The organism is Bdellovibrio bacteriovorus HD100 (assembly GCF_000196175.1).
Classification (GTDB): domain Bacteria; phylum Bdellovibrionota; class Bdellovibrionia; order Bdellovibrionales; family Bdellovibrionaceae; genus Bdellovibrio; species Bdellovibrio bacteriovorus.
The window spans coordinates 3,723,251-3,745,952 of sequence record NC_005363.1 but is presented as its reverse complement, the minus strand read 5'-3'; the positions used below and the strand labels follow the sequence as shown (position 1 = coordinate 3,745,952).

Sequence of the window (22,702 nt, the reverse complement as noted above, 5' to 3'; positions counted from 1 at the left end):
AATTAAACAAACTTGCGACTGTGTCTATTGGCAACTCAAAGGACGCTTCAAATTTAGGTTCTGAGAAAAGACAGTGCGTTGTCGACTGATGGTGGACTTAATATCCCCGACGGTCTGGGTTTGATTCCGCTTCAAATAGCTGTCGGAGGCGTCGAGCTTCAGATCAAAGAGCACAGTATTAAAGCACACGTTGTTGGAGGCATTGAGCATATCAGGAATAAAGTTGGCGGGCTCCACACGCAGTCCCGACTTGGTTGCCAGGTAACCGATTTTGAAAGAATTGATGGTGAAATCCGCATGGGGATTCTGTAGCAGCACCGTTTCCTGGCGGCTGTTTTCATCAAACTTGATCAGGCTGCGATCACTTTTTCGCAAACACAGATAGTAGGTGTTGGAGGAATACACTTCTGTTCCCGTGATAAAAACCGATGTTTTCGGAGTGATGGTGCTGCCATTCGCGGTCGGCGGGGATTTCAGAATCACGCTGACATAGTTGAACTTAATGGGGTTTCCGAAGGAGTCGACGCGGGGTTGGTCGTCATAGGGATCCAGTGTGGCATTTAAGCGCATGGTGTGGGAGGCCACTTTGTATCTGCGGATGTAGCGGCGATCCGCATCCACCAGGACAATTTCGCGGGGAGACTTTGAACTGCCGAACATGGAGCTGTCGGTGGAGTCCGCTGTCAGGCGCAGTTCATGGGACGAGCCGGTTTTATTAACATCAGCCAGTTCAGACCAGGCGCGCAGAACGCGTTCGGAGCGCTGCTTTCGGTCCAGGGTGGTGTAGCGAATGACAGAACCCGTGGCGTCGTTCAGGCACACGGACGGCTCAAGCCCCGCCGTCAGGGACGTCAGTCCGAAATAGGCAACACTGGAAGCCGAAGTCAGATTTTCAACCGGGTCAAAACGAATGACGTTACGGATGTCGCCTTCGGCATTCTTTAAAGCCATCGACATTTCAAGTTGCCCGCCGGACCATACTTCCAGATTGCGCTGTTCAGAAAAGAAATTGTGAATCAGATACGTCACAATTCCGATCACGATCGTGGAAATACTCACGGCCAGCAGAAGTTCCATGACAGAGAAGCCCGAGTTTTTCTTCATCGTTTGAACAGAGTCACCTGATTGTGAATCAGGCGCGCTCCGGCTCCGCTGGAATACCCGCGCACATGCAGGGTCACCTTTTTTAGCGTATTGGAATATTTAGGAAGCTTCAAAGACGGTGAGCTGAAATCCGCATCAATGCTGGTGGCGGGCTCCACCTCCCACACGACCTGGATGGTTTCACGGGACGGATCGGCCAATCCACACAGAGGCGGATTGCCAGCTTGAGTCACTTCACTTTGAAATTCTGTCTGATAGCTGTAAGTGCGCACGATGCAGTTGCCAGGCAGTGGGATGTCAGTCACCGCACGGCCTTTAAGTTCGATGGCGTTGTTGGTCAGGATCTCTTTGAGGATGATGGAGCGGTCCACTTCGGATTTATGCGTGCGATTGGAAAGAGTCAGCTGCAGCAGCACAGTCAAGCTGATCAAAGATATGCCGATGGCCACAAGCACTTCAACAAGAGTCATACCGGAGTTGTTCAGAAGTTTCATGTTCATCTATTGTCGGGTCTCCAGAATAGGCTGGTCAATCCCGATGATAGAGCCCAGGTTGCGATAATCCACAGGTGGATCGGCGTGAACAAAGATATAGCGTCCGTTGTTCACGGACGGTTGGGTTGCATGGTAGTCCGGCTGGCTGGAGTAAGCCGCTTCCCGGTGAGTGAGGCTGTTTAAGACACAAGGTGTCCCCGCCGGAATGCTGTTGTAGTAAGAAGGGCTGGTCCACTGCAGGTTCTTGTGCTGCAGGGAAAATTGTGTGCCCTGGTTGTAACGAGTGTCAGTCAAAGTGTGCAAGGGTACATTCAGATTTCGTTTGCCCGTCGGCACGAAGTCATCAAACGAAGTGTACATGCGAATGCCTGTGTAAATTAAATCAGATTCTTCACGGGCGGACATGCCAGCGGCGCGCTGAACCCAGAACACGGCGGGATAATACGATCTTGGGAAATGATCTGTCACACCGTTATAGTAGCGTGAACTTAAAGGCGGAATCGGTGAGTTCGGAGCTGAATGATAGGGTGGCACATTTGCTGTCGTAAGCAGATTGTTCCCGCCGTAAGGGGTCAGGGTATGGCCCGCCATAGAGACCATGCACATGTTTGACGGGAACTGACTGTCGGTGGAATCAGGTCCGCTCCAAAGACCACGCATGACAAAGGGATTGGAGGTGTCGATGTTGGCGTTGGTGATCAGACTGATGTTTTCCATGCGGAAGGTGCGATAGCCATAGCGGAAGCCGTCGTTTTCCTGGCGAACATAGTCCGTATAGTTGTGCAATACCGGGCGGATCTGTCCGCTGACGACCGGCCAGTATCCCTGAAGATAGCTGTAAGTGGCGGGAACATAATGGGGACTGAGCAGGTGCACTCGTTCCGGCGACAGCAAAACCATGGGAAGTGGTTCCTTCCCGGCATTGCTGGCATCCGCATTAAAAACGACCTCGCGAAGTCTGCCCGGGTCGGAGTCCAGTGGGGAGGTGTTGTCCAGTTGATAGCCTCGCAAAGCCAGGGTGTCTTCAGAGACCACCCACAAAGAGAAGTTTTTCCGGGCGGCATTTGCAGAAAGGGATCCCAGCATCAGTCCCTGTGCTGATGTCTGGCGAATTTCAGTGGGAACTTTTGTATAGACAACCCGACGAAGCAGACGCTCTTTCAGGGAGGCATCAGTCAGCTGACCGGGATTGAAATTATTCAGTGTCAAAGAGTTCATGTCGATGGTGGAAACCTGTCCGCAAACGTTGGATCCGTTGTTGGCGGCATACTTTTTCTGGAACTCGAGGTCCCAGATTTCACAATCCTGGTAAGGACTGGTGGGTGCACTGATCACCGCACCACAGGACCGCGCGTCCTCTTCCAAAGCTTCCATATTGTCCCAGTTTAAACTGGGGGCCGGAATTTCTTCGGCATCCGCGGTGAAAAGGGTTCCTTCAAGGCCCGCATCCTGGCGCCACTTTGCAAATCCACGAGGGAAGTGTTCAGAGTGGGAGCAGATTTTTTTTGTCGTGCCAGAGTCAGAGCGCGAGATGCAGGTGGCATCGATGCGAATGCCAAAGCCATTGGCGCCACCCCAGGTATAGTTAAAGATGCTGTAGCGATCGGGGTTGTTAAAATAAGCCCCGGAATCAGTCGCTGACCAGGACTGCAGGGGAGGTGTGCCGCCAAACAGAGCAATCGGGTAAACTTCGCTGGCCACAGAGGCTTTGCTGAGCGGCCCCGCGGTGGCGTCCATCACCTGTTGTTTCAAAGTCTGGGCTTTGTTGTAGTCGCGGGTGACCACCGTCTGAGCGGCCCCAAACTGAGAGTGGTGAGTGCTCGGTGTGCCCAGATCACTTGAATACGGGGCCAGCAGGGATTCGATATTATTGCCGGCCGGATTTGGTTTGGGGATGCTGTACTGGATGTAGTGCATGCCACCGCCAAACTGAATGCGGTCCCCTTGAATGATCGTGCCCCATTCGCCCGGCCAGCCGGCGGGTGAACCACTCCAGTTCATATGACTGTTGGGACGGTGGATGTTACCGCCGAACTGCAGGGGTCCTTTGATGTAAATGCGGCGATCGCGCGCAATCAAGGCCGTCGGGAATTTTTCATTGTAAAGACGGCGCAAAGTCATGGTGTTCGGAGAGTTTGAGAACAGCAGATAATCCGACACGTCCAGAATCTTGATGCGTTTTATGTAGAACGCCTTCAGATCACGGTACTGACCTTCCGAGATCAGTTCATAGTTTTTGGTCGTGAAATTGTACTTCGCCGAAACTTTCCATGTCATTCCGCCCGCAAGTTCACCCTCAACATTGAAATCTTCAGATTTCAGACAGGCGTTGTCTGGAGGGGGTTCCCACATCCGTCTTTGCAGCGCGGCTTCCATCACTGCAAACGCCGACGTTGTGACTTCGTTTAAAAGCACCTGATCGTAATCTTTGGTTTTAAAGTCGTAATTGCGCTTGTGGATATCAGCAGAGTTCAGGACGAAGATGGTCCCAATAGCACACAATACAGTCACGAACAGGAGGGTGCTTTGACCCAGGCGGTTGAATATCATTAATAACAGGTTAAGTCTGTTGGTTGTTTAGCACAAGTTACTGCAGGTGTTTCTGGTCTTGGAGTGAGAAAAAGTGTTTTTTAGTGAGACGCATACACGATAGGAATTCTGAATAGACAGAAGGCCGGGTTTACCGGCCTTCTGTTGTAACATCACATTTTGGGAGGGGCGATGTGTAGCTTGCGGATTAGGCCGCAAGCGATTTGGTCTTTTTCGGATCTTTCTTCGCGGCAGGCTTTTTTTCCTGACCTTTAGCCGACTTGTCGAAGGCGACTGCGAAGACCTCATCCAGATTCTCTGCAAGGATGAAGTTGATCTTGTCCTTGAACACCTTAGGGATATCAGCAAGATCCTTTTGGCAAGCCATCGGGATGATGATGTTTGTAATACCCAGGTTCAAAGCGGCAAGACACTTTTCACGGATACCACCGACTGGCAGTACTCGTCCTTGCAAGGTCACTTCACCAGTCATGGCGATATCGTGACGAACCGGAGTGCCTGTCATCAAACTCACAAGAGCGGTCGTGAGAGTGATACCTGCAGATGGACCGTCTTTCGGGATCGCACCGGCTGGCAAGTGCACATGCACATCGTACTTTTCAAAGAAGTCTTCTGGGATGCCCAGTTCTTCCTGGTGAGCACGAGCGTAAGACATTGCTGCGTGAGCGGACTCTTTCATCACGTCGCCAAGCTGGCCCGTCAATGCTAGATGTCCTTTACCTTTCATTTTCAAAGCTTCGATAGTGAGAACTTCACCACCAGCTTGTGTCCAGGCAAGACCTTGAACCACGCCCACTTGAGAGTCGGCGATTTTGTCGTCGCGCTGGAATCTTGGAGGACCCAGAAGCTCCGGAACTGTTGTGGCATTTACTTCCACAAAGTTTGTCTCTTCCATGACCACCATCTTAGCCACTTTACGGCAGACGGAACCGACTTCACGCTCCAGGTTACGAAGACCCGCTTCGCGAGTGTAGCCTGCGATCAGGTATTTGATACCTTCATCGGTGAACTTGATATTCTCTTCTGTAATACCGTTGGCTTCGATCTGTCTCTTGATCAGATGCTTTTTCGTGATCAACAGTTTGTCATTCTCGGTGTAACCCGGAATGTTCAGGATTTCCATACGGTCACGCAAAGCTGGTGGGATATTTTCCAACACGTTGGCTGTTGCGATGAACAACACATTTGAAAGGTCGAAGTCGACATTCAGATAGTTGTCACGGAAAGTGGCGTTTTGTTCCGGATCCAGCACTTCCAGCATCGCTGCAGAAGGGTCACCACGGAAGTCAGAACCCAGCTTGTCAATTTCATCCAGTACGATCACTGGATTGCTTGTTTTTGCCTGACGAAGAGCCTGGATGATTTTACCCGGCATCGCGCCCACATAAGTGCGGCGGTGACCACGGATTTCCGCTTCATCCTTCACGCCGCCCAGAGCGATACGGAAGTATTCACGGCCCATCGCACGAGCGATGGATTTACCCAAGGACGTTTTACCCACGCCTGGAGGACCGCCGAAGCACAGGATTGGTCCTTTCAGGTTTGGTTTCAGCTTGCGAACCGCCAGGAATTCCATGATACGGTCTTTGGCTTTTTCCAGTTCATAGTGATCTTCATCCAGAATTTCTTTGGAACGTTTAAGGTCAATATGATCTTCAGATTTTTTGCTCCAAGGAAGATCCGCCATCCAGTCAAGGTATGTACGAACCATTGTGGCTTCAGATGCATCCGGGTGCATACGCTCCAGACGGCCCAGTTGTTTCAGGGCTTCTGCTTCCACATGAGTCGGCATGCCGGCGTTCACCAGCTTTTCACGCAACTCATCCATTTCTTCTGATTTGGAGTCGCCTTCTCCAAGCTCATTCTTTATAGCCTTCATCTGCTCACGCAGGAAGTATTCACGCTGGGACTTGGACATGTCGTCCTTGGCGCCAGTGCGATTTTTGGATTGAGTCTGCATCACTTCAAGTTCTGCAGCCAGAATCTCGTTAACCAGTTTCAGTCTTTCTGTCGCATCAGAAGTTTCCAGAACCTTCTGTGCGTCCTGAACTTTGATGCCCAGGTTGGAAGCGATAAGGTCAGCAATGCGACCTGGATCAGAAACATCATCCAATACCAGCAGGATGTCCGGAGAAAGAGGGCGACCCAGGGCGATGATGCGCTCGATGTGTTCTTTCGCGGTTCTGATCAAAGCTTCGTTTTCAACAACGGTTTTTTGAACCGGTGTTTCTTCGATCTTTTCAACAGCCACTTCAAAGGAAGGGGAGGTTTTGGTGAAATTTTTCACGCGGCCTTTTGCGACACCTTGGATAAGGATTTTCACACGACCGTCGGAAAGTTTTCTCATTCTCATGATCATCGCCACTGTACCAACAGTGTAGATGTTGTCCGGAGATGGATTTTCTTCAGTGATGTCTTTCTGGGAAGCCAGGAAGATCAGGCGATTTTTTGCCAAAGCTTCTTCAACTGAGCGGATCGAAGCGTCTCTGCCTACGAACAAAGGAATGATCATGTAGGGGAATACTACGATGTCTCTCACAGGTAGCATGGGAAGGGTCTGTGGGATTTCTAGGACTTTATCGTCAAAACTCATACCGCTCCTCCGCGTGATGCGGGAATTTATGTTTCTGGTATGAGACTTCTCGGTGTGAGACAGTTTTTTCTAAACCGCAATCGTTGATTAATTTAAAAAATTGGACTGACATCCATGTCAGCGGACCTCATCCAATGAGTTTAAATAGGAATGTTATTGGAACAGGCCCGTCTGGCTTTCTTGTTCTTCCATGCAGTCAATACAAAGGGCTGTGAAAGGTCGTACTTGCAGACGGCGGGCATTGATAATTTCAGAGCAGGATTCGCACTGGCCGTAGGTCCCGTCAGCGATCTTCCCCAATGCTCTTTCGATCGCGTACAAAGCAGTACGATCACGTTCGTGCAAATGAATGGAGATATTGTTAGAGATATCCTGAGAAGCGGCTTCCGCCTCATCTGCAACCGCAGCCATGCTGGATTGCTCCTCTTTAAATTCATGTGATTTATTGAGGATCGTGCTCTTTTGGAAGAGCAAAGATTCTTTTAGATTTTGCAGTTCAGTTTCTGTCAACTCTGTGAGTTCGGTTGCGTTCATCTCACCCCCCGATATGATGATCCTTGGCCGAAAATTGATCGCATATTACGGGGGAATGATTATCTGTCACTAAAAATGCACAGCGTGATTATTTATCGCGCAAACTTACGACTTACCGCTTCTCGCATCTCGGCACCTTCGATGGACAGACGTGTCCAAGGGATGGCCAGCAACCTTTCAGATTCGATAACTTCCTCGGTCTCTTCGCAGATACCGAAGGTACCTTGCTCGATGCGGGCCAGGGCCATCTCGATCTCGACCAGTTGATTTCTCATGCGGGCCTGGGATATCAAAAAAGAATGTTCCTCGATGTGGGCGACAGATTGATCTGCTTCGTCACCGCCACGCTCCGCATGGACCAGTTCGCGCTGGGCTGTTCTGAAACGATTCAAAACATCCTGTTTCGCGGTAAGAAGTTTTCTTCTGCACTCCATCACTAAGTTTTCAGAAATACGACTTGTCATAACAACCCCCTTCTAAAGATTTGCGACTCTCTTGGTCGCTGGTGTTCCTAAGACAGGGCACCGCAAGAAGGGGGTTAAAAAATCGTCATTAAATTAACTTATAGATGCTATTTGCGGACTTTAAGGGGAATTACTTCGCCTTTTTCAATAGTTAGAGCGGTCACCGGGCGCTCGATTTCGCGCTCAGCATTAATACTGAGGTTTCCTAGCGATCCTGGGAACTTATTTAGCTGCCCCAGTTTCTGCACCAATTCCTCGCGGGAGCTGGCTCCGGCGGCAATCAGCTGACGCAGGATCAGACCAGCATCATAAGCTTGGATTTCAATCAAAGACGGCGGTTCATTGTACAGGCTGCGGTATTCGTTCACAAAACGCGAACGATCCTGATTCGCTGGAGTCATGCTGTCGACGAAGATCAGATTCTGCGCAAAATTCCCGGCGCGTTTGGCGATGTCTTTGGTGTTCCAAAGATTGGTGCCCAAAAGCTTCACGCCGCGCACATCATTATAAGACAGCATCGCAGAGATCTGTCCCATCGCACGGGCCGAGTCGGGGATGAAGATCGCATCAAAGTCCGTGATCGGCGGCAGCACGTTTTCAAGATTGCTCTGGCGAACAGAGTGTTTTTTTCCAGAAGACTGAAGCTCTTTCAAACGCAGATTGAATTCATCCTGACGGGCCTCGCCGAAGTAAGTTCCCACCAGACGCTGCACCACCAGACGGAAGTCGGTCTCTTTCACAGAATAGGTCTGAACCGCTGTGATCTCACCACCGCGGGCCAGCACTTCATCCCAGAAGATATTGGTGAATTCAATGCCGTAAGGATCGTTCGGGTAAAGCACCGCGAACTTTTTCATGCCCATGTCTTCCATCGCCGTGCGAACCAAAGCGCGCACCTGCATACCGCTGGTCAGAGAGTTTCTGAACACCGTCGGGCCCACTTCGGTCAAACCGGAGCGCTGGGACAGGGCGATGGTCGGCACACCCAGTTCATCTGATTTCGCAGCCACAGCCGGAGCGGTCTTGGAAAGCAAGCTTCCCACAATGGCGATAACGTTGTCTTCTTTCACCAGACGCTCGACTCCGCGGCGGGCGGAATCAGGATTGCCTTCACTGTCCATCACCGCCAGCTGAAAGCCCGAGCCGGGGATATGAAGGCCCAAGCCCATTTCAAGGCCGCGCAGCGCACGCTGGCCCACAGGGGCGTTACGGCCACTCAGTGGCAGCACCACGCCTACTGTCTGGGACTTCACGTTTTTGGCGGAATCCAGCTGCAGGATGATCTCCTGGGCTCTCAAGGCCAGATCGCTGCCTGGAACAAATTCAGTCACTGAATTAAAATACATCTTCGCATCGGACGTGTCTTTTTTGTCCAAAGAGATTTCACCCAGACGGAACATCGCATGTCCGCGCAGGAAACCGAAATCTGATTCATCGGCAACGTCTTCCAGCTGATCTTCGTTCAGTTTGTTTTCAACAATGTCGATGGCCTTCAGACGGTAAGATTCCTGATCGGCCTTGCTGGGCGCTTGCACAGCCTGATTCACCAGGGATTTTAGCTGTCCCAATACATCCGCTGACGGTGCGGCGGGAACACTCAAGGTTTCGCTTTCAATCTGCTCAGGAGGTTTGCCGGTGGTCAGACCGCCCACGGCTTTTGGTTTTTTTCCGGTGGTGGCGGTGGTGGCCGCAGGCTTCATCGGAGCGCGCTTTGTGGCCACTGTCGTACAGGAAGCCAGAAGACCGGCCGTCAGCAAGAGTGAAAAGTAGGGTTTCATTTACGCGTCCTCATCAATTGTGCGACTTTATCCTGGAAGGCCTTTACCAGAGGACTTGTGTCCGTGGATTTGGCGAGCTCTTCCACCAGTTCTTTTTGTTTGTTGCTAAGACTGCTCGGCGTGTCCACCAGAACGCGCACAAGCATGTCGCCGGATCCGAAGCCACCCAGTTTCGGGAAGCCTTTGCCCTTCAGTCGGAACGTCTGACCTGAGTGTGTTCCCGGAGGAATACGGATCATGGCTTTTCCGGTCAGGGTCGGAACCTCGATGTTGGTTCCCAAAATCGCGTCGGTGTAGACAATCGGAAGATCCAATGTCACATCGTTTTCGTTTCGTTTGAACAGCGGGTGCTCCTGAATGTTGATAATCACATACAGGTCTCCGGCGGCAGCGCCCCCGGAAGCATCCCCTTCGCCCGCCAGTTTCAGGCGCTGGCCTTCTTTCACGCCGGCAGGAACATTCACAGACAGTTTTGCAGGCTCTTCACGGCCGCCGCGCTGGCGCATGAAGCTGATGACTTTTTCGCTGCCCAAGGCGGATTCTTCAAAAGAGATATTCAGCGTATAGCGCAGGTCCGTGCCTTTGGAAGGACGGCGCGCGCGCGCTCCACCAGCCCCCGGGCCGCCACGGGCATTGCCAAAGATCTCACCAAAGACATCACCGAAGATGTCCTGGAACGGATCACCACCGGCTCCGGCTCCAGCACCGCCAGCTCCGGCGCCCCCAAAGCCACCGAATCCACCAGCACCGCCGAACGGGCCGCCAGCTCCGCCAAAGCCCTGGGCTCCGGCGTGACCGAACTGGTCATACATCTCGCGTTTTTTGGTATCACTCAAGACTTCGTAGGCCTCGGTGATTTCCTTGAATTTTTCCTCGGCCTTTTTATCGCCAGGATTTTTATCCGGGTGATACTGCATAGCCAGCTTGCGATAAGATTTTTTGATCTCATCAGCAGTGGCAGAGCGGGAAACATTCAAAAGGGAGTAAAAATCTTTTTTAGACAAGCAGGGCTTCCTTACTCTGGCTTCTTGGCTACAACCACTTGGCCAGGTCTGATCACTTTATCATGAAGTTTGTAAGGCTTTTTAAACACACGCACGATATGGCCCGGAGCCATCTGGTCGGTGGCCTCGCTGCTCAGCGCTTCGTGCACGGACGGGTCAAACGGAGCCCCGTGCGCCGGGATCTCGATGACATTGTGACGCTGAAGCAGGGATTTGAGCTCCTGAGCGGTCATATCCACACCTTGTTTGAAGGTGTTGAAGTTCTCAGCACTCACGTTCACGCTCAAGGCGCGGTCGAAATTATCCACCACTTCCAGCAGATCACGCACCAGGCGCTCGCCGCCGTACTTCATCAACTCGGAACGCTCCTTGATCGCGTTGCGTTTGTAGTTTTCAAACTCAGCGCGCAAGTAAAGATAGTCGTTTTTGAACTTTTCAGCTTGTTCCTGAAGTTTCTGGATCTCAGAAGCGATTTCGCCATTTTCTGGATTGGGAGGATTGGAGTTTTGAGAGTTGTTTTCTTCTGACATGAGACTTCCTTTCGCAATACTTAAGATTGTGTATTCACGAAGCAATGTCAATGTCAGGGGGGCGGAAGAAAAACTCCTAGCCCCTTAGAGATCTTCTTGAAGGAAAGTCAGTTCCTGGAAAACACGGTTGCTCAGCACAAGGCCCTCACGCGTCAGTGACCAATGCCCGTTGTCAAAGCGAATCCAGGATTTTTGCTCCAGATTTTTCATGATTTGCAGGACCTTTTCACTGACATTCTGCGGGAATTTGGCTTGCAGCTGCTCGACATTGAGTCCGCGCATCAGACGCATCGAAGTATGACAAAAGTCTGTAAGAGCCTGATGCATTTGCAGAACTTCCACCTGATTCGATGGCAGATGGCGCACCGGGGAATCAAATTCCTGCCCGTCAAATGCCAGAATCTGTTTCTGGTATTCATTGATGGAGTTAATATTCCAGTAACGTGTGCCCCAGGCGGATTCTTTGGAATAGGAATGCGAGCTGAGGCCCAGGCTCCAATAAGGTTCGTCGACCCAATAAAGCATGTTATGACGGGACTCAAAGCCCGGCAGGGCAAAGTTCGATACTTCGTACTGTTGAAAGCCTTTGCGGGTCAGCTCATCGGCGATGATGTCAAACATCTCGACTTGTTCGTCGTCAATCGGGCGGCCTTTTGACAAAGGATGGCCATCAGGAACTGTCAGACAATAAGGGCTGATATGTTTGGCCCCCTGTTCAACGGCGATTTCCACATCCCGGCGCAGGCCTTCCACGGTTTGCGAAGGCAGTGCAAACAGAATATCAAAGCTGAAATTCACTCCGTGGGCCCGAAGAAGGTCGAGAGTTTCCAGGGTTTGTTTTGCTGAATGTTCGCGATGAACCATTTTCAACAGGCGGTCATCAAAGGTTTGAGCGCCCACACTGAAACGGTTGATGCCGTTATCCAGATAGGTCTTCAATTTTTCTTTGCTGACAGTCGCCGGATTGATCTCAATCGTGATTTCCGTGTCAGGTCTAGTTGTAAATCCATATCTACCCAGCTCTTTGATAATCGCTACAATGAGATTTGCAGGGATGAGGCTCGGTGTGCCTCCACCAAAGTAAATGGTGTCCAGACTTTGGGGAGTGTAATAGCGGTGCTTCTGGCGAATTTCCTTAAACAGGAGTTCGACGTACTGATCCGGCGGCAGAATCTTGCTTTGCTCATAGGTGGCAAAATCGCAGTAAGTGCAGCGCTGGATACAGTAGGGAATGTGGATATAGACGCCAAATGCCATGGGAGTTATGTAGAGTATGTCTAAGAAATTTCAACTAAAAAACGGTCTGAAAGTCCTTTTACTGGAAAGCCACAAGTCTCCGGTGGTCTCAGTGCAAATGTGGGTGAAAACAGGCTCGGCAGATGAAAAAAAGACCGAAGAGGGGATCTCTCACTTTATCGAGCATTTGGTGTTTAAAGGGACCCGCAAGTACAAGGTGGGCGAGATCGCGGCCACCGTGGAAGGCTCCGGCGGGGAGCTGAATGCCTACACCTCTTTTGACCAAACCGTGTTTTATGTGACCATTTCCAAACAATTCTCGGATGTCGCCCTGGATGTGATCAGTGAAATGATGGGCTATCCCACTTTTGATCCACAGGAAATCGACAATGAACGCGAAGTCGTTCTGGAAGAGATCAAACGCGGGCAGGACAGCCCGGGCCGCCGTGCCAGTCAGCTGCTTTTCACCAACGTCTTCCAAAAGAGCCCTTACGGCATTCCGGTGATTGGTTATGACAAGGTCGTTAAAAAGGTTTCTGCCAAAAAAATCCGTGAGTTCTATCAGTCGCGTTATGTGCCATCAAATATGTTCTTGGTGGTGTCCGGCGACTTTGATTCGAAAGAAATGAAGAACCGCGTGCAGCAGATGTTTGGCGGCTTTGCTCCGTACAAACTGCGTAAAGTGGCGCGCAAAAAAGAGCCGGCGCAAAAAACCATCCGCATCAAGGTGGAGCAGGCGAAGTTTGAGCAGACCACCGCTTATCTGACCTGGAGAATCCCCAGCGTGAAACACAAGGACATCGCGGCCCTGGAGGTGATGTCAGCCATTCTGGGTCAGGGGGATTCCTGCCGCCTGATGCAGACCTTGCGTATCAAGGAGCCACTGACAAACTCGGTGGGGTCTTTTGCGTATTCCATGCAGGATGACGGTCTGTTTGCCGTGTCCTTGGGCCTTGAAAAGGAAAATCTGACCAAAGCGCTCAGTGCACTGATACCGGAACTGGTTCGGATTGTGACCGAACCTCCCACGGTGGCGGAAATGCAAAAAGCGATCACCAATTTTGCCAGCCACGAAGTGTATTCCATGGAGACTGTGGATAACATTGCGAGAAAAGCCGGAAGCAATGAATTCTATTACGGCGATCATGACTACTACAAAAAGTACATGAAGCAGGTCTATGCGCTGAAACCGGAAGACATTCAGAAGATCGCCAAAAAATATCTGAAGGCAGACAGCTTTGGTCTGTCCATGATGACAAACATGGATAAGAAAAACGCGGACCGTATCCTGAAAGCCTTTGCCAAAGACTTAAGGAAAGCCCTGCGTGAAGCAAAAGCCGTAAAACAAAAAGCACCGCGCTTTGCTGCCAAGAAGTTCAATATCAATGCCGGCGCAGCCAAGGGTGTTCCAACCACGGAGCGCATTGTTCTTGATTCCGGCGCGACCCTGTTGATCCGGGAACAAAGCGATACGCCGTATGTGGCGATGAAAGCCGCGTTCCTGGGCGGGGCGCGTGTCGAACCAGAGGGCCAAAACGGTCTGACGGAACTTTTTGCCAGAAACTGGATGTCGGGATCGAAAAACTTTACTGAAGATGACATCAATCTGCGTGTGGATGAGCTGGCAGCGGGGATTGGTGCCTTTGGCGGCAGAAACTCGGCGGGTCTTTCGATGGACTATCTGTCGCCGTTTGAAGACAAGATGCTGGAGATCTATGCCGATTCCCTGCTGGAGCCCCAGTTCCCGGAAATCATTCTGGAGCGCGAAAAGGTTGTTCTGAAAAATCAGATCAAGGCCCGCAATGACAATCCAGCCCAGCTTTGTATTTTGGCCTTCATGCAGGAGATCTTTAAAGGTCACCCGTATGCACGCGATCTGGTGGGCAGTGAAACCACGGTCAATGCCATCACGTCCGCAGACTTGCTTGGTTATTATAAAAAGATCGCCATGGCGAAGAACGTGACATTCTCGGTGGTGGGCGATGTGGACACCAAGAAATGGGTGAAGACGCTGAATGAAATCACCAAAGAGCTTCCCAAAGGGGAGCGCGTGAAAAATCATTTCGCCGCACCTAAAATCACCGAATCCAAACACCTGTTCCGCGAACTTAAAAAAGAACAAAGCCACATCATCGTGGGCTATCAGGGGCTGACACTTTCAAGCCCTGAGCGCTACACGATGGAGATCATTCAGTCCATTCTGAGTGGCCAGGGTGGAAGACTGTTCATCGAGCTTCGCGACAAAAACTCTTTGGCTTATTCCGTGTCGCCGATGCACATGGAAGGGATTGAGCGTGGATATTTCGGTGGATATATTGGTTGTTCGCCAGAAAAGTCCGAAAAGGCCATTCAGATGCTGAAAGCGGAATTCAACAAACTGGCGAGCACTAAAATTTCACCGGAAGAACTGGTGCGCGCGCAGAGATATCTGATCGGCCGACACGATATCGAGCTGCAAAGAAAAAGCACTATTGGCAATGCGATCTTGTTCGATGATATCTACGGCCTGGATTACCGAGAAAGCCTGGATGTGGCCGACAAGTACTTTGCAGTGAGCCCGGAAGATGTGCAGAAGCTGGCGCAAAAAATCTTTGCCCAGCCGGCCATCGTCAGTCTGGTGGGTCCGACGGATGTGAAATCCTAAAGTTCGCGACGGAAGTCCTCAATGATTCTTTGATTGAGGGCTTCCAGATCCTTAAACCCGCGGGGCTTGAGTTCTTCAGGTCCCTTGTTCAGTTCTAAGCTTAAATGTTTTTCTAAAATCGCAAACACCTTTGGAATCACTGTGCGTTGGTAGTTGTCACCGCCGATGCGGGTTTTCACAATCTGCCACAGCTCCCAGCGTGCGGGTAAGAAGGCATAGTACAGATCCCCACCGAACTGGGAATAGAACGGATATTCTTTCTTCCAGCGCTGGCGCGACAGGTGGTGACGGCCCTCAGTAAAGTCGCGAAACTGCAAAACGGTGGAAGAGTGGGGGCGATAGTTTTCACCGGCACTTTTTAAAACTGAAGACATGGATTTCGGGTCTTTCGTGACCACCATGGACAGGGAATCAGCAAACAGCTCATGCACGGCGCTGCGCAGACTCCAGTGGGCCGAAAGCTCCTTGCGGCGTTCAGCAACGGCGTCGATCTCTTTGATGATCTCATAGATTTTTTTGTCCAGTTCCTGTCGGACTGCCGGATCGGTGGCCTTTGCCTGTTCGGCCATCAAAGCATCGTTTGTGGCATGCAGGCTGTCCTCCCGGGTGTGCAGGGAGATCTGTTCTTCACGCAATGTCTTGTAACCGGGGGATCTCAGGGTCATGTTTTTTTCAAAAACCGCATGCGCGTATTCGTGCATCAGGGTGTTTTGATTGATGGCCGGATGCTTTTTGCCCATCTTGTCCGGGCGCACACCCACACTGATCTGGTAGCTTTCGGCATTGAAAGTTGAAAAGATAAAGGCGCTGTCGATCTGGATCTGCACTTCGTGCGGAATCGCAAGATCTCCCATCAGGCTATGGATTTTATCCACCGTGCGGGCATAGTCATTTGCCGGAGGCCCCTTTTGCCCGGAAGGTTTGACTTCAATCTGACCTAGCTTTGCATACTCCGAGGCAAAGACCGGCCCACACTTTTCCCCAAAGGCCCACAGGGACCCTGGCGCAAAAGCGCTGAGCACTGCCAAAGTGATAGTCATCCATCTTAGTTTCATTCTGCTTATAGCTCCTTCAAACGGGCTTGCCAGGTTGAAATGCAAAGAGGACACCGGCGGGATGTCTCATTGTGAGACTTTTGACCAGCTTTGCAAAAAACTACTAACCGAAAACCATTCAGGATTTGTTAAACTAGCAGTATGCGGGAAAAGCATTCGACACCGACAGTTGAGCTTTTTGTGAGCCCAGAGGGCTACTTCCAGGAGCTGGTTCAGAAAGGTCTGTCCCAGCGAAAGGTTCAGACCTTTCCGATGGTTGAGGCCTATCTTGTGAACTTATTACAGCACTATCTGGATGCGCGGAATCTGCACGATCCAGCCTACGCCAGCGAAAGCGGCGCCCGAAATCCCCAGACACTGGCCGAAATGTATCTGACAGCCCAGAACGCCGAAAGCTTTGTGAAAGCAGAAATGCTGAGAAAGCTCGGCGACCGGACTCTGTATATCAGCGGCTTTTTTGGGGACTCACTGTCACGCAAAATTATCGATGTGGATTACTATGCGGAGATTGGCGGAGCGGCCTATGCCTCCCTGGCCCATTGCACCCGGGAAGACACCATGGCTCGAGTGTACACGGTGTTCTCGGACCGCTTCCTGGAGTTTGTGGATGTGCTGACGTACATCAGCCACCATTCATTTATCAAAAGCGATGAAAGCATTCTGAGACTGTATGAGCGCTATATGAGAACGGGATCTGAGTTGGCTCGTGAAAAGCTTGAGGAAATGGGAGTTTTGACCCTTCCTCAGGATCAAGTAAAGCTTGGCAAGCAGAGCTGATTCCTCTATTCTGGCGCCATGTTTGGCTTAGGTATGTCTGAAATTATCTTCCTTGCGGTTCTTGCCCTGATTGTGATCGGGCCCAAAGAACTTCCGGAACTGGCAAGGACTCTGGGGCGCTTTCTCAACGAGTTGAAAAGAAGCACCGATTCCATGGGTGATGAACTCAAGCAACAGATGCGCCTGGATAAATTAGACAAGCTCGACAGGTTGAACATGGACACCATCCGCAATCCTCAACAACAAGCCCATCAGAACGAAGCAGAGCAAGCGCCGCTGGCTGCTTCCACTGAGGCCGCGCCGATCGTTGAAGAGCAGCTGGAGTTCCCGCAAGCCACCACTGACGAAAAATCAGAAGAACAGAAGCCTTCATGAGACGCGAAGAACTCGATTCCAAAGCCCAATCTTTGTATGAGCACCTGTCAGATCTTCGTAAATGTCTGATCAATTGTGTTTGGATTCTGCTGATCGCAACGGGCATCTGCTACGGCTTCAGTGAAAAGATTTTCGATTTCGTGCGTGAGCCGATCCGCCCGTACCTTCCTGGTGGCGGTCTGATCTATACCGGCCCGTTGGATAAATTCATTGCCCATCTGAAGCTTTCTTTCGTATGTGGGATCTTGCTGTCTTGCCCTTTCTGGCTTTATCAGGTGTGGAAGTTCATTGCTCCGGGCCTTTACGCCAAAGAGCGCAAATACACCATGGGTTTTATTTTCTCGGGCACGGGTTTGTTTGTGTTGGGGGCGGCATTTTCTTACTGGATCGCGCTTCCGATGGCCTTCCAGTTTTTGATGACCTATGGTGGTGAGGTCGATAAACCCATGATTTCCATCGACCAGTACATGGGTTTCTTCACCCAGATGTGTCTGATGTTTGGTGTGGCCTTTGAATTGCCGTTGGTGATCGTGGTTCTGGGAATGATGGGCATTGTGTCCCAGTCCTTCCTGCGCAAGAACCGCCGCTATGCGATTATGACAATTGCAACAATTGCGGCGATCATCACTCCGCCGGACCTGCTGAGCATGGTGATGATGTTGGCGCCGATGTGGGTTCTATTTGAGGCCGCAGTCCTGATCGTCGGCATCTTTGAAAAGAAACGAGAAGACGCTTACGCTGTGAACGAGCGCGAGTAGCCACAGTTTGCTTCCCGACCACAGTCGGGGTTTGCGGCATTTAATGTGAAAGGTGAGAATCTTATGAGTACGCTTAATAAGTGTGCAAAAGCATTCTTACGTTCATGGAGGAACTGTGAAGTCTTTGATCTTCTTGCCCCTGATGGGTCTTTCTTTGTCTGCAGCCGCCAATATGGCGGACTATGAAAAAGCTTCCAAACAATTTGCGTGTATCAATCAAATCAACATGGCAACGATGGATCTGGGTTTCGGCACGGAGCCGGATGGTGCTGCATTCACTATCGGCACCGATGGTAAAACCAATGTTTTGGATTCCGGAAAAGTCGTTTCCCGCGAAACCAAAGACGGAGTTGAAACGATCGTTTATAAAGCGAAAGTGATGACGGGCTTCAAAGATGGCAAGCCGGTTTTTGAAACGGACCGAAAAACAGTGGCGATTCGTCGCGATGCTCAAGGTCGCGTGGTGGCGGTGAATAAGGATATGAATCTGAAAACTCAGATTCAAAACCGTGATGCCTATCTGAAATCAGAATGGGGCAAACACGCCAAAGGCAACTATCCGTTAATCAAAGGAACTGAGTCCACGTTCACTTACGACGGGGATTCCTGTGATGTCGCACAAAGTGTTTATATGCAGATGCAGGATGAAAATTCCAAGGTTGAAGGCAAAGTTACTTATGACAAAGCTTTCTGTGATCGTATGAAGCCGATGATTTCAAAAATGGGTTCGCAGAACGCGGCCCAGTGTGGAAACCTGATTGGCATGGCTCAAAGCGCGTTTGATCAGCGCAACGCTGAACTGGCCAAAGAGGGTAAATCCATGGTCGCCGGTGCTTTCGGCATGTACGCGGATTCTTACGGTGGGGTGACTCCTTCTAATGCTAAAACCAAACAAGCAGCTCAAAGCAGCGCCTTCAATATCGGTGGTGCGATCGCCATGTGTGCCTCTATGGCTGATGTGGCATGGGCATGATGGGCGGCTACTACGGCATGGGTATGGGGGGCATAATGGGCGCCTATTCCGGCGGTATGATGGGTGGCACTGGTGGTATCATGGGCACAGGCGGCATAATCGGGAACGCTCCGGCGAAAGCCAAATCGAACCAGAAAGACGCCAAAGGCACCAAGTAAGACAAAATAAAAAAGGGGCTCCAAAGAGCCCCTTTTAGTTTTTCCTAGATGTCGCGTGAAGACTACGGTTCTTCGAACTTGATCAAAACAGCGCCGGATTCCACTGAATCGCCCTGTTTCACGCGGATCTCTTTGATTTTTACATCGCGGGATGCACGCATTTCGTTTTCCATCTTCATCGCTTCCATGATCAGCAATGGCTTGTTGGCCTTCACGATCTCACCTTCTTTGGCGAAGATTTCGATGATTTTACCAGGCATACCGGATTTCAGTTCCTGATCGCCACCGAAACCGCCCCCTTTCTTCAGGGATTCATGCAGAAGCATTTCATCATTGAAGACTTTGATGGTGCGGAAAGAGTTACGCGTAAAGACCGTGTACTCGGTGTCCTGTCCGATCACGTCGATCAGATAGGACTTACCGCCAAACAGGAAGCTGATGTACTGCTCGGCCTGTTTGTAGTCGTTTTTGGAGATGTCATAGTGGATCCAGTCTTTGCCCTCTTCCTGCAAGGAAACCTTCCAGGTCGTGCGGTGCTCGGTCACATCCACTTTAAATTTTTTACCTTTAAGTTCTGCCTCAAAGTACATGGTTACGTCCTCAATTGAAGTTTGCGGCTGATACGCTTCCAGTTGGAAGTCAGGTTCAGCTGGCGAACGTCTTTGGATTTACGATCGTTGTAAGCAGTGATTGCCGCCGCGATCAGGAATACTGGGTCTTCAACTTCTTTGAAAAGATTTGGTTCGATAACTTCGAAGTTCTTTTCAATAAACTGAGTCGTGTAAGAGCCATCACGGAATTTCGGGTGATCCAGGATGGTTTTATGCAGAACGATATTGGTTTTAATACCGGTCAGCACGAACTCACTCAGGGCACGTTGCATTCTGTCGATGGCCTCTTCGCGCGTCTCACCCCAAGTGATCACTTTGGCGATCATTGGATCGTAGAAGATAGGCACTTCGTAGCCCGGGTAAGCGTAGGAATCCACACGCATAAACGGACCTTGCGGGTGACGGCAGGCGCGGATCACACCAGGGTGCGGTTTATACGTGATCGGGTCTTCCGCACAGATACGGGCTTCGATGGCGTGGCCTTTTTGTTTGATGTCTTCTTGTTTGAAGCTCAAAGGTTTGCCCGCAGCCACATAGATCTGCTCTTTCACCAGGTCATAACCAGTCACGATTTCCGTGATCGGATGTTCCACCTGAAGACGAGTGTTCATCTCCATGAAGTAGAATTCCTTGGTGGCGTTATCAAAGATGAACTCAATCGTTCCCGCGCCCACATAGTTGATCTGTTTTGCTGCGCGAACAGCGGCTTCACCCATGCGCAGGCGCACTTCGTGAGGCACAGAAGGGGACGGACATTCCTCGATGATCTTCTGGTGACGGCGCTGCACAGAGCACTCACGTTCAAACAGGTGAACGTGGTTGTTATGAGTGTCGCCAAACACCTGGATCTCGATGTGTTTCGGATCGTTGATGAATTTTTCGATGTAAACAGTCGGATCCGCGAAATAGTTCTGGCCTTCAGAACGGCACGCACGGAAAGCGCTTTCCAGTTCGTCCATCTGACGAACTACACGCATCCCTTTACCACCACCGCCGGCAGAAGCCTTGATGATGATAGGCAGACCGATTTGTTCTGCGATCTTCTGGGCTTCTTCAACGGATTCAACCCCGCCGTCAGAGCCTGGAACCGTCGGAACACCGGCTTTTTTCATCAAAGCCTTGGCGGAAAGTTTATCCCCCATGGCTTCAATATTCGCAACCGTTGGACCGATGAAGGTGATGCCTGCATCTTTCAAAGCTTGCGCAAAAGTGGTGTTTTCAGACAGGAAGCCGTAACCCGGGTGAACAGCGTCCACGCCGGCTTTTTTGCAGACTTCGATGATCTTGTTATAGTTCAGGTAACTTTCTCGCGATGGGGACGGGCCAATGTGGTAAGCCTCATCCGCCAGGAATACGTGCAAGCTGTCGCGGTCCGCATCGGAAAACACCGCCACAGAGCCGATACCCAGCTCGCGGCAGGCGCGAGTGATACGGATGGCGATTTCCCCGCGGTTGGCGATCAGGATTTTTTTAAACAATGCCATGTTCGCTCCTACAGAGGGATGTTTCCGTGCTTTTTAGCCGGAGTGATATCACGTTTATGTTTCAGCATTTCCAAAGAGTCGATGATGCGTTTACGAGTCATCGCAGGTTCAATAACCTCATCCGTGTAGCCCAGTTCTGCAGACACGTAAGGATTGCTGAACTTGGCTTCGTACTCTGCCGTCAGGCGCGCACGCTCGGCTACAGGGTCTTTGGCTTTGTTGATCTCTTCACGGAAGATGATGCTTACTGCACCGTCAGCACCCATAACCGCGATTTCTGCAGACGGGTAAGCCAGGTTCACGTCAGAGCGAAGAAGTTTCGAGCCCATAACGATGTAAGCACCGCCGTAAGCTTTACGGGTGATCACTGTGATTTTAGGCACCGTTGCCTCAGCATAGGCATAAAGAAGCTTCGCACCGTGAGTGATGATGCCGTTCCATTCCTGGTCTTTACCCGGCAGGAAGCCTGGTACGTCCACGAAGGAAACAACCGGGATGTTGAAAGCGTCACAGAAGCGGATGAAACGAGCACCTTTGCGGGACGCTTCGATGTTCAAGCAGCCAGCAAGGATGTTGGGCTGATTCGCCACGATACCCACAGGACGGCCGTTGAAGCGTGCAAAGCCCACGATCAGATTCTGAGCGAAGTGTTTGTGCACTTCCAGGAAGTAACCCTCATCCACGCACTCTGTGATAACAGAGATCATGTCGTAAGGTTTCTTTGGATTTTCCGGAATCAGATTGTTCAGGGCTTCTGTCAGGCGGTCCGGACGGTCGTTGGTTGGAAGAACCGGAGCATCGTCAAGATTGTTGGACGGAAGGAAGTTCATCATCTCGCGGATCAGAAGCAAGCAGTGCTTGTCATCTTCAGCAGCAAAGTGAGCCACGCCGGATTTTGCAGAGTGAGTGGTCGCTCCACCCAGTTCTTCCTTGGTCACATCTTCGTGAGTCACAGTCTTGATAACATCAGGACCGGTCACGAACATGTAAGAGGTGTTTTTCACCATGAAGACAAAGTCAGTGATAGACGGGGAGTAAACCGCACCACCCGCGCACGGGCCCATGATAGCGGTGATCTGCGGGATCAAGCCAGAAGCCATGGTGTTGCGAGTGAAGATGTCCGCGTAACCACCCAGGGATTCGATACCTTCCTGGATACGCGCGCCACCAGAGTCATTGATAGAGATGAAGGGAGCCCCGTTTTTCATCGCCAGATCCATCACTTTGCAGATCTTGTTGGCTTGAGTGCGGGACATGGATCCACCGATCACGGTGAAATCCTGGGAAGACAAATAAACCAGTTTGCCGTTGATACGACCGTAACCCGTGATGACACCATCACCAGGAACCACGTTTTTATCCATGCCGAAGTTTGTGCAACGGTGAGAAACAAAACGATCCATTTCAACAAAGCTGCCTGGATCCAGCAAAACATCCACGCGCTCGCGTGCAGTCAGACGACCACCTTGTTTGTGTTTCGCCAAACGAGCTGCGCCACCACCGGCCATTGCGGCTTCGTTTCTTTTCTCAAGATCTGCCAATCGTGCTTGAATGCCAGATGAAACTTCTGTGCTCATAAA

At 50.9% G+C, this 22,702-nt stretch carries 20 protein-coding genes; 6 read left to right on the top strand and 14 right to left on the bottom strand.

Features of this window, described 5'->3' with window-relative positions; all coding sequences use genetic code 11:
• Positions 1-24: 24 nt before the first annotated feature.
• The 10 genes from BD_RS17750 to hemW form a co-directional block, all read right to left on the bottom strand.
• Positions 25-1,104: a PulJ/GspJ family protein gene (locus tag BD_RS17750; protein WP_011166177.1), complete on the bottom strand. Its 1,080-nt coding sequence runs from the start codon at positions 1,102-1,104 to the stop codon at positions 25-27.
• Positions 1,101-1,604, bottom strand: a complete 504-nt coding sequence (locus BD_RS17745) for a type II secretion system protein (protein ID WP_011166176.1) — start codon at positions 1,602-1,604, stop codon at positions 1,101-1,103. The genes BD_RS17750 and BD_RS17745 overlap by 4 nt, the downstream gene beginning before the upstream one ends.
• Complete coding sequence (locus BD_RS17740; protein WP_011166175.1) at positions 1,605-4,148, bottom strand: hypothetical protein; 2,544 nt, start codon at positions 4,146-4,148, stop codon at positions 1,605-1,607.
• A gap of 187 nt (positions 4,149-4,335) precedes the next feature.
• Positions 4,336-6,741, bottom strand: coding sequence for an endopeptidase La (lon, locus tag BD_RS17735; RefSeq protein ID WP_011166174.1), 2,406 nt, complete (start codon positions 6,739-6,741; stop codon positions 4,336-4,338).
• 153 nt (positions 6,742-6,894) lie between these two features.
• On the bottom strand, positions 6,895-7,275 hold the full coding sequence (locus BD_RS17730; protein ID WP_011166173.1) for a TraR/DksA family transcriptional regulator: 381 nt from the start codon (positions 7,273-7,275) through the stop codon (positions 6,895-6,897).
• A gap of 92 nt (positions 7,276-7,367) precedes the next feature.
• On the bottom strand, positions 7,368-7,739 hold the full coding sequence (locus tag BD_RS17725) for a TraR/DksA family transcriptional regulator (protein WP_011166172.1): 372 nt from the start codon (positions 7,737-7,739) through the stop codon (positions 7,368-7,370).
• A 107-nt stretch (positions 7,740-7,846) separates the two neighbouring features.
• Positions 7,847-9,517, bottom strand: a complete 1,671-nt coding sequence (locus BD_RS17720) for a penicillin-binding protein activator (protein ID WP_011166171.1) — start codon at positions 9,515-9,517, stop codon at positions 7,847-7,849.
• The gene (locus BD_RS17715) at positions 9,514-10,521 is read right to left on the bottom strand and encodes a DnaJ C-terminal domain-containing protein (protein ID WP_011166170.1); all 1,008 of its coding nucleotides are present in this window, start codon (positions 10,519-10,521) and stop codon (positions 9,514-9,516) included. The genes BD_RS17720 and BD_RS17715 overlap by 4 nt, the downstream gene beginning before the upstream one ends.
• An 11-nt stretch (positions 10,522-10,532) precedes the next feature.
• The gene (grpE, locus tag BD_RS17710; RefSeq protein WP_011166169.1) at positions 10,533-11,051 is read right to left on the bottom strand and encodes a nucleotide exchange factor GrpE; all 519 of its coding nucleotides are present in this window, start codon (positions 11,049-11,051) and stop codon (positions 10,533-10,535) included.
• An 84-nt stretch (positions 11,052-11,135) separates the two neighbouring features.
• Positions 11,136-12,308 (bottom strand): radical SAM family heme chaperone HemW, encoded by a 1,173-nt coding sequence (gene hemW / locus BD_RS17705; protein ID WP_011166168.1) that lies wholly within the window; start codon positions 12,306-12,308, stop codon positions 11,136-11,138.
• A gap of 16 nt (positions 12,309-12,324) precedes the next feature.
• Here hemW and BD_RS17700 point away from each other — a divergent pair, with 16 nt between their 5' ends.
• Positions 12,325-14,931, top strand: coding sequence for a M16 family metallopeptidase (locus tag BD_RS17700; RefSeq protein ID WP_011166167.1), 2,607 nt, complete (start codon positions 12,325-12,327; stop codon positions 14,929-14,931).
• On the opposite strand, the gene BD_RS17695 is transcribed toward BD_RS17700, so the two are convergent.
• Complete coding sequence (locus BD_RS17695; RefSeq protein ID WP_011166166.1) at positions 14,928-15,986, bottom strand: hypothetical protein; 1,059 nt, start codon at positions 15,984-15,986, stop codon at positions 14,928-14,930. The two genes, BD_RS17700 and BD_RS17695, sit on opposite strands and share 4 nt — an antisense overlap.
• Before the next feature lie 141 nt (positions 15,987-16,127).
• Between BD_RS17695 and BD_RS17690 the strand changes: the two genes are divergently transcribed.
• The 5 genes from BD_RS17690 (at position 16,128) to BD_RS18230 (ending at position 19,027) form a co-directional block, all read left to right on the top strand.
• Positions 16,128-16,763, top strand: coding sequence for a hypothetical protein (locus tag BD_RS17690; protein ID WP_011166165.1), 636 nt, complete (start codon positions 16,128-16,130; stop codon positions 16,761-16,763).
• A gap of 18 nt (positions 16,764-16,781) precedes the next feature.
• On the top strand, positions 16,782-17,138 hold the full coding sequence (locus tag BD_RS17685) for a Sec-independent protein translocase subunit TatA/TatB (protein WP_011166164.1): 357 nt from the start codon (positions 16,782-16,784) through the stop codon (positions 17,136-17,138).
• Positions 17,135-17,896, top strand: coding sequence for a twin-arginine translocase subunit TatC (gene tatC / locus BD_RS17680; RefSeq protein WP_011166163.1), 762 nt, complete (start codon positions 17,135-17,137; stop codon positions 17,894-17,896). Before BD_RS17685 ends, tatC begins: the two co-directional genes overlap by 4 nt.
• Before the next feature lie 115 nt (positions 17,897-18,011).
• Positions 18,012-18,869 (top strand): hypothetical protein, encoded by an 858-nt coding sequence (locus BD_RS17675; RefSeq protein ID WP_157865746.1) that lies wholly within the window; start codon positions 18,012-18,014, stop codon positions 18,867-18,869.
• A complete protein-coding gene (locus BD_RS18230; protein ID WP_011166161.1) occupies positions 18,866-19,027 on the top strand; it encodes a hypothetical protein in 162 nt (53 codons plus the stop codon). Before BD_RS17675 ends, BD_RS18230 begins: the two co-directional genes overlap by 4 nt.
• 62 nt (positions 19,028-19,089) lie before the next feature.
• Here the strand turns inward: BD_RS18230 and BD_RS17670 are convergent, their stop codons facing one another.
• From BD_RS17670 to BD_RS17660, 3 genes are read right to left on the bottom strand one after another with little or no spacing between them, the layout of a single operon-like run.
• The gene (locus tag BD_RS17670) at positions 19,090-19,617 is read right to left on the bottom strand and encodes an acetyl-CoA carboxylase biotin carboxyl carrier protein subunit (RefSeq protein WP_011166160.1); all 528 of its coding nucleotides are present in this window, start codon (positions 19,615-19,617) and stop codon (positions 19,090-19,092) included.
• A 2-nt stretch (positions 19,618-19,619) separates the two neighbouring features.
• On the bottom strand, positions 19,620-21,116 hold the full coding sequence (gene accC, locus BD_RS17665) for an acetyl-CoA carboxylase biotin carboxylase subunit (protein WP_374028400.1): 1,497 nt from the start codon (positions 21,114-21,116) through the stop codon (positions 19,620-19,622).
• A 14-nt stretch (positions 21,117-21,130) separates the two neighbouring features.
• A complete protein-coding gene (locus BD_RS17660) occupies positions 21,131-22,699 on the bottom strand; it encodes an acyl-CoA carboxylase subunit beta (protein ID WP_011166158.1) in 1,569 nt (522 codons plus the stop codon).
• Positions 22,700-22,702: the final 3 nt, after the last annotated feature.

Bases quoted from the DNA above. Each gene is read 5' to 3' on its own strand.
- BD_RS17750 (WP_011166177.1), bottom strand. From the start codon at position 1,104: ATGAAGAAAAACTCGGGCTTCTCTGTCATGGAACTTCTGCTGGCCGTG.
- BD_RS17745 (WP_011166176.1), bottom strand. From the start codon at position 1,604: ATGAACATGAAACTTCTGAACAACTCCGGTATGACTCTTGTTGAAGTG.
- BD_RS17740 (WP_011166175.1), bottom strand. From the start codon at position 4,148: ATGATATTCAACCGCCTGGGTCAAAGCACCCTCCTGTTCGTGACTGTA.
- lon (WP_011166174.1), bottom strand. From the start codon at position 6,741: ATGAGTTTTGACGATAAAGTCCTAGAAATCCCACAGACCCTTCCCATG.
- BD_RS17730 (WP_011166173.1), bottom strand. From the start codon at position 7,275: ATGAACGCAACCGAACTCACAGAGTTGACAGAAACTGAACTGCAAAAT.
- BD_RS17725 (WP_011166172.1), bottom strand. From the start codon at position 7,739: ATGACAAGTCGTATTTCTGAAAACTTAGTGATGGAGTGCAGAAGAAAA.
- BD_RS17720 (WP_011166171.1), bottom strand. From the start codon at position 9,517: ATGAAACCCTACTTTTCACTCTTGCTGACGGCCGGTCTTCTGGCTTCC.
- grpE (WP_011166169.1), bottom strand. From the start codon at position 11,051: ATGTCAGAAGAAAACAACTCTCAAAACTCCAATCCTCCCAATCCAGAA.
- hemW (WP_011166168.1), bottom strand. From the start codon at position 12,308: ATGGCATTTGGCGTCTATATCCACATTCCCTACTGTATCCAGCGCTGC.
- BD_RS17700 (WP_011166167.1), top strand. From the start codon at position 12,325: ATGTCTAAGAAATTTCAACTAAAAAACGGTCTGAAAGTCCTTTTACTG.
- BD_RS17695 (WP_011166166.1), bottom strand. From the start codon at position 15,986: ATGAAACTAAGATGGATGACTATCACTTTGGCAGTGCTCAGCGCTTTT.
- BD_RS17690 (WP_011166165.1), top strand. From the start codon at position 16,128: ATGCGGGAAAAGCATTCGACACCGACAGTTGAGCTTTTTGTGAGCCCA.
- BD_RS17685 (WP_011166164.1), top strand. From the start codon at position 16,782: ATGTTTGGCTTAGGTATGTCTGAAATTATCTTCCTTGCGGTTCTTGCC.
- tatC (WP_011166163.1), top strand. From the start codon at position 17,135: ATGAGACGCGAAGAACTCGATTCCAAAGCCCAATCTTTGTATGAGCAC.
- BD_RS18230 (WP_011166161.1), top strand. From the start codon at position 18,866: ATGATGGGCGGCTACTACGGCATGGGTATGGGGGGCATAATGGGCGCC.
- BD_RS17670 (WP_011166160.1), bottom strand. From the start codon at position 19,617: ATGTACTTTGAGGCAGAACTTAAAGGTAAAAAATTTAAAGTGGATGTG.
- BD_RS17660 (WP_011166158.1), bottom strand. From the start codon at position 22,699: ATGAGCACAGAAGTTTCATCTGGCATTCAAGCACGATTGGCAGATCTT.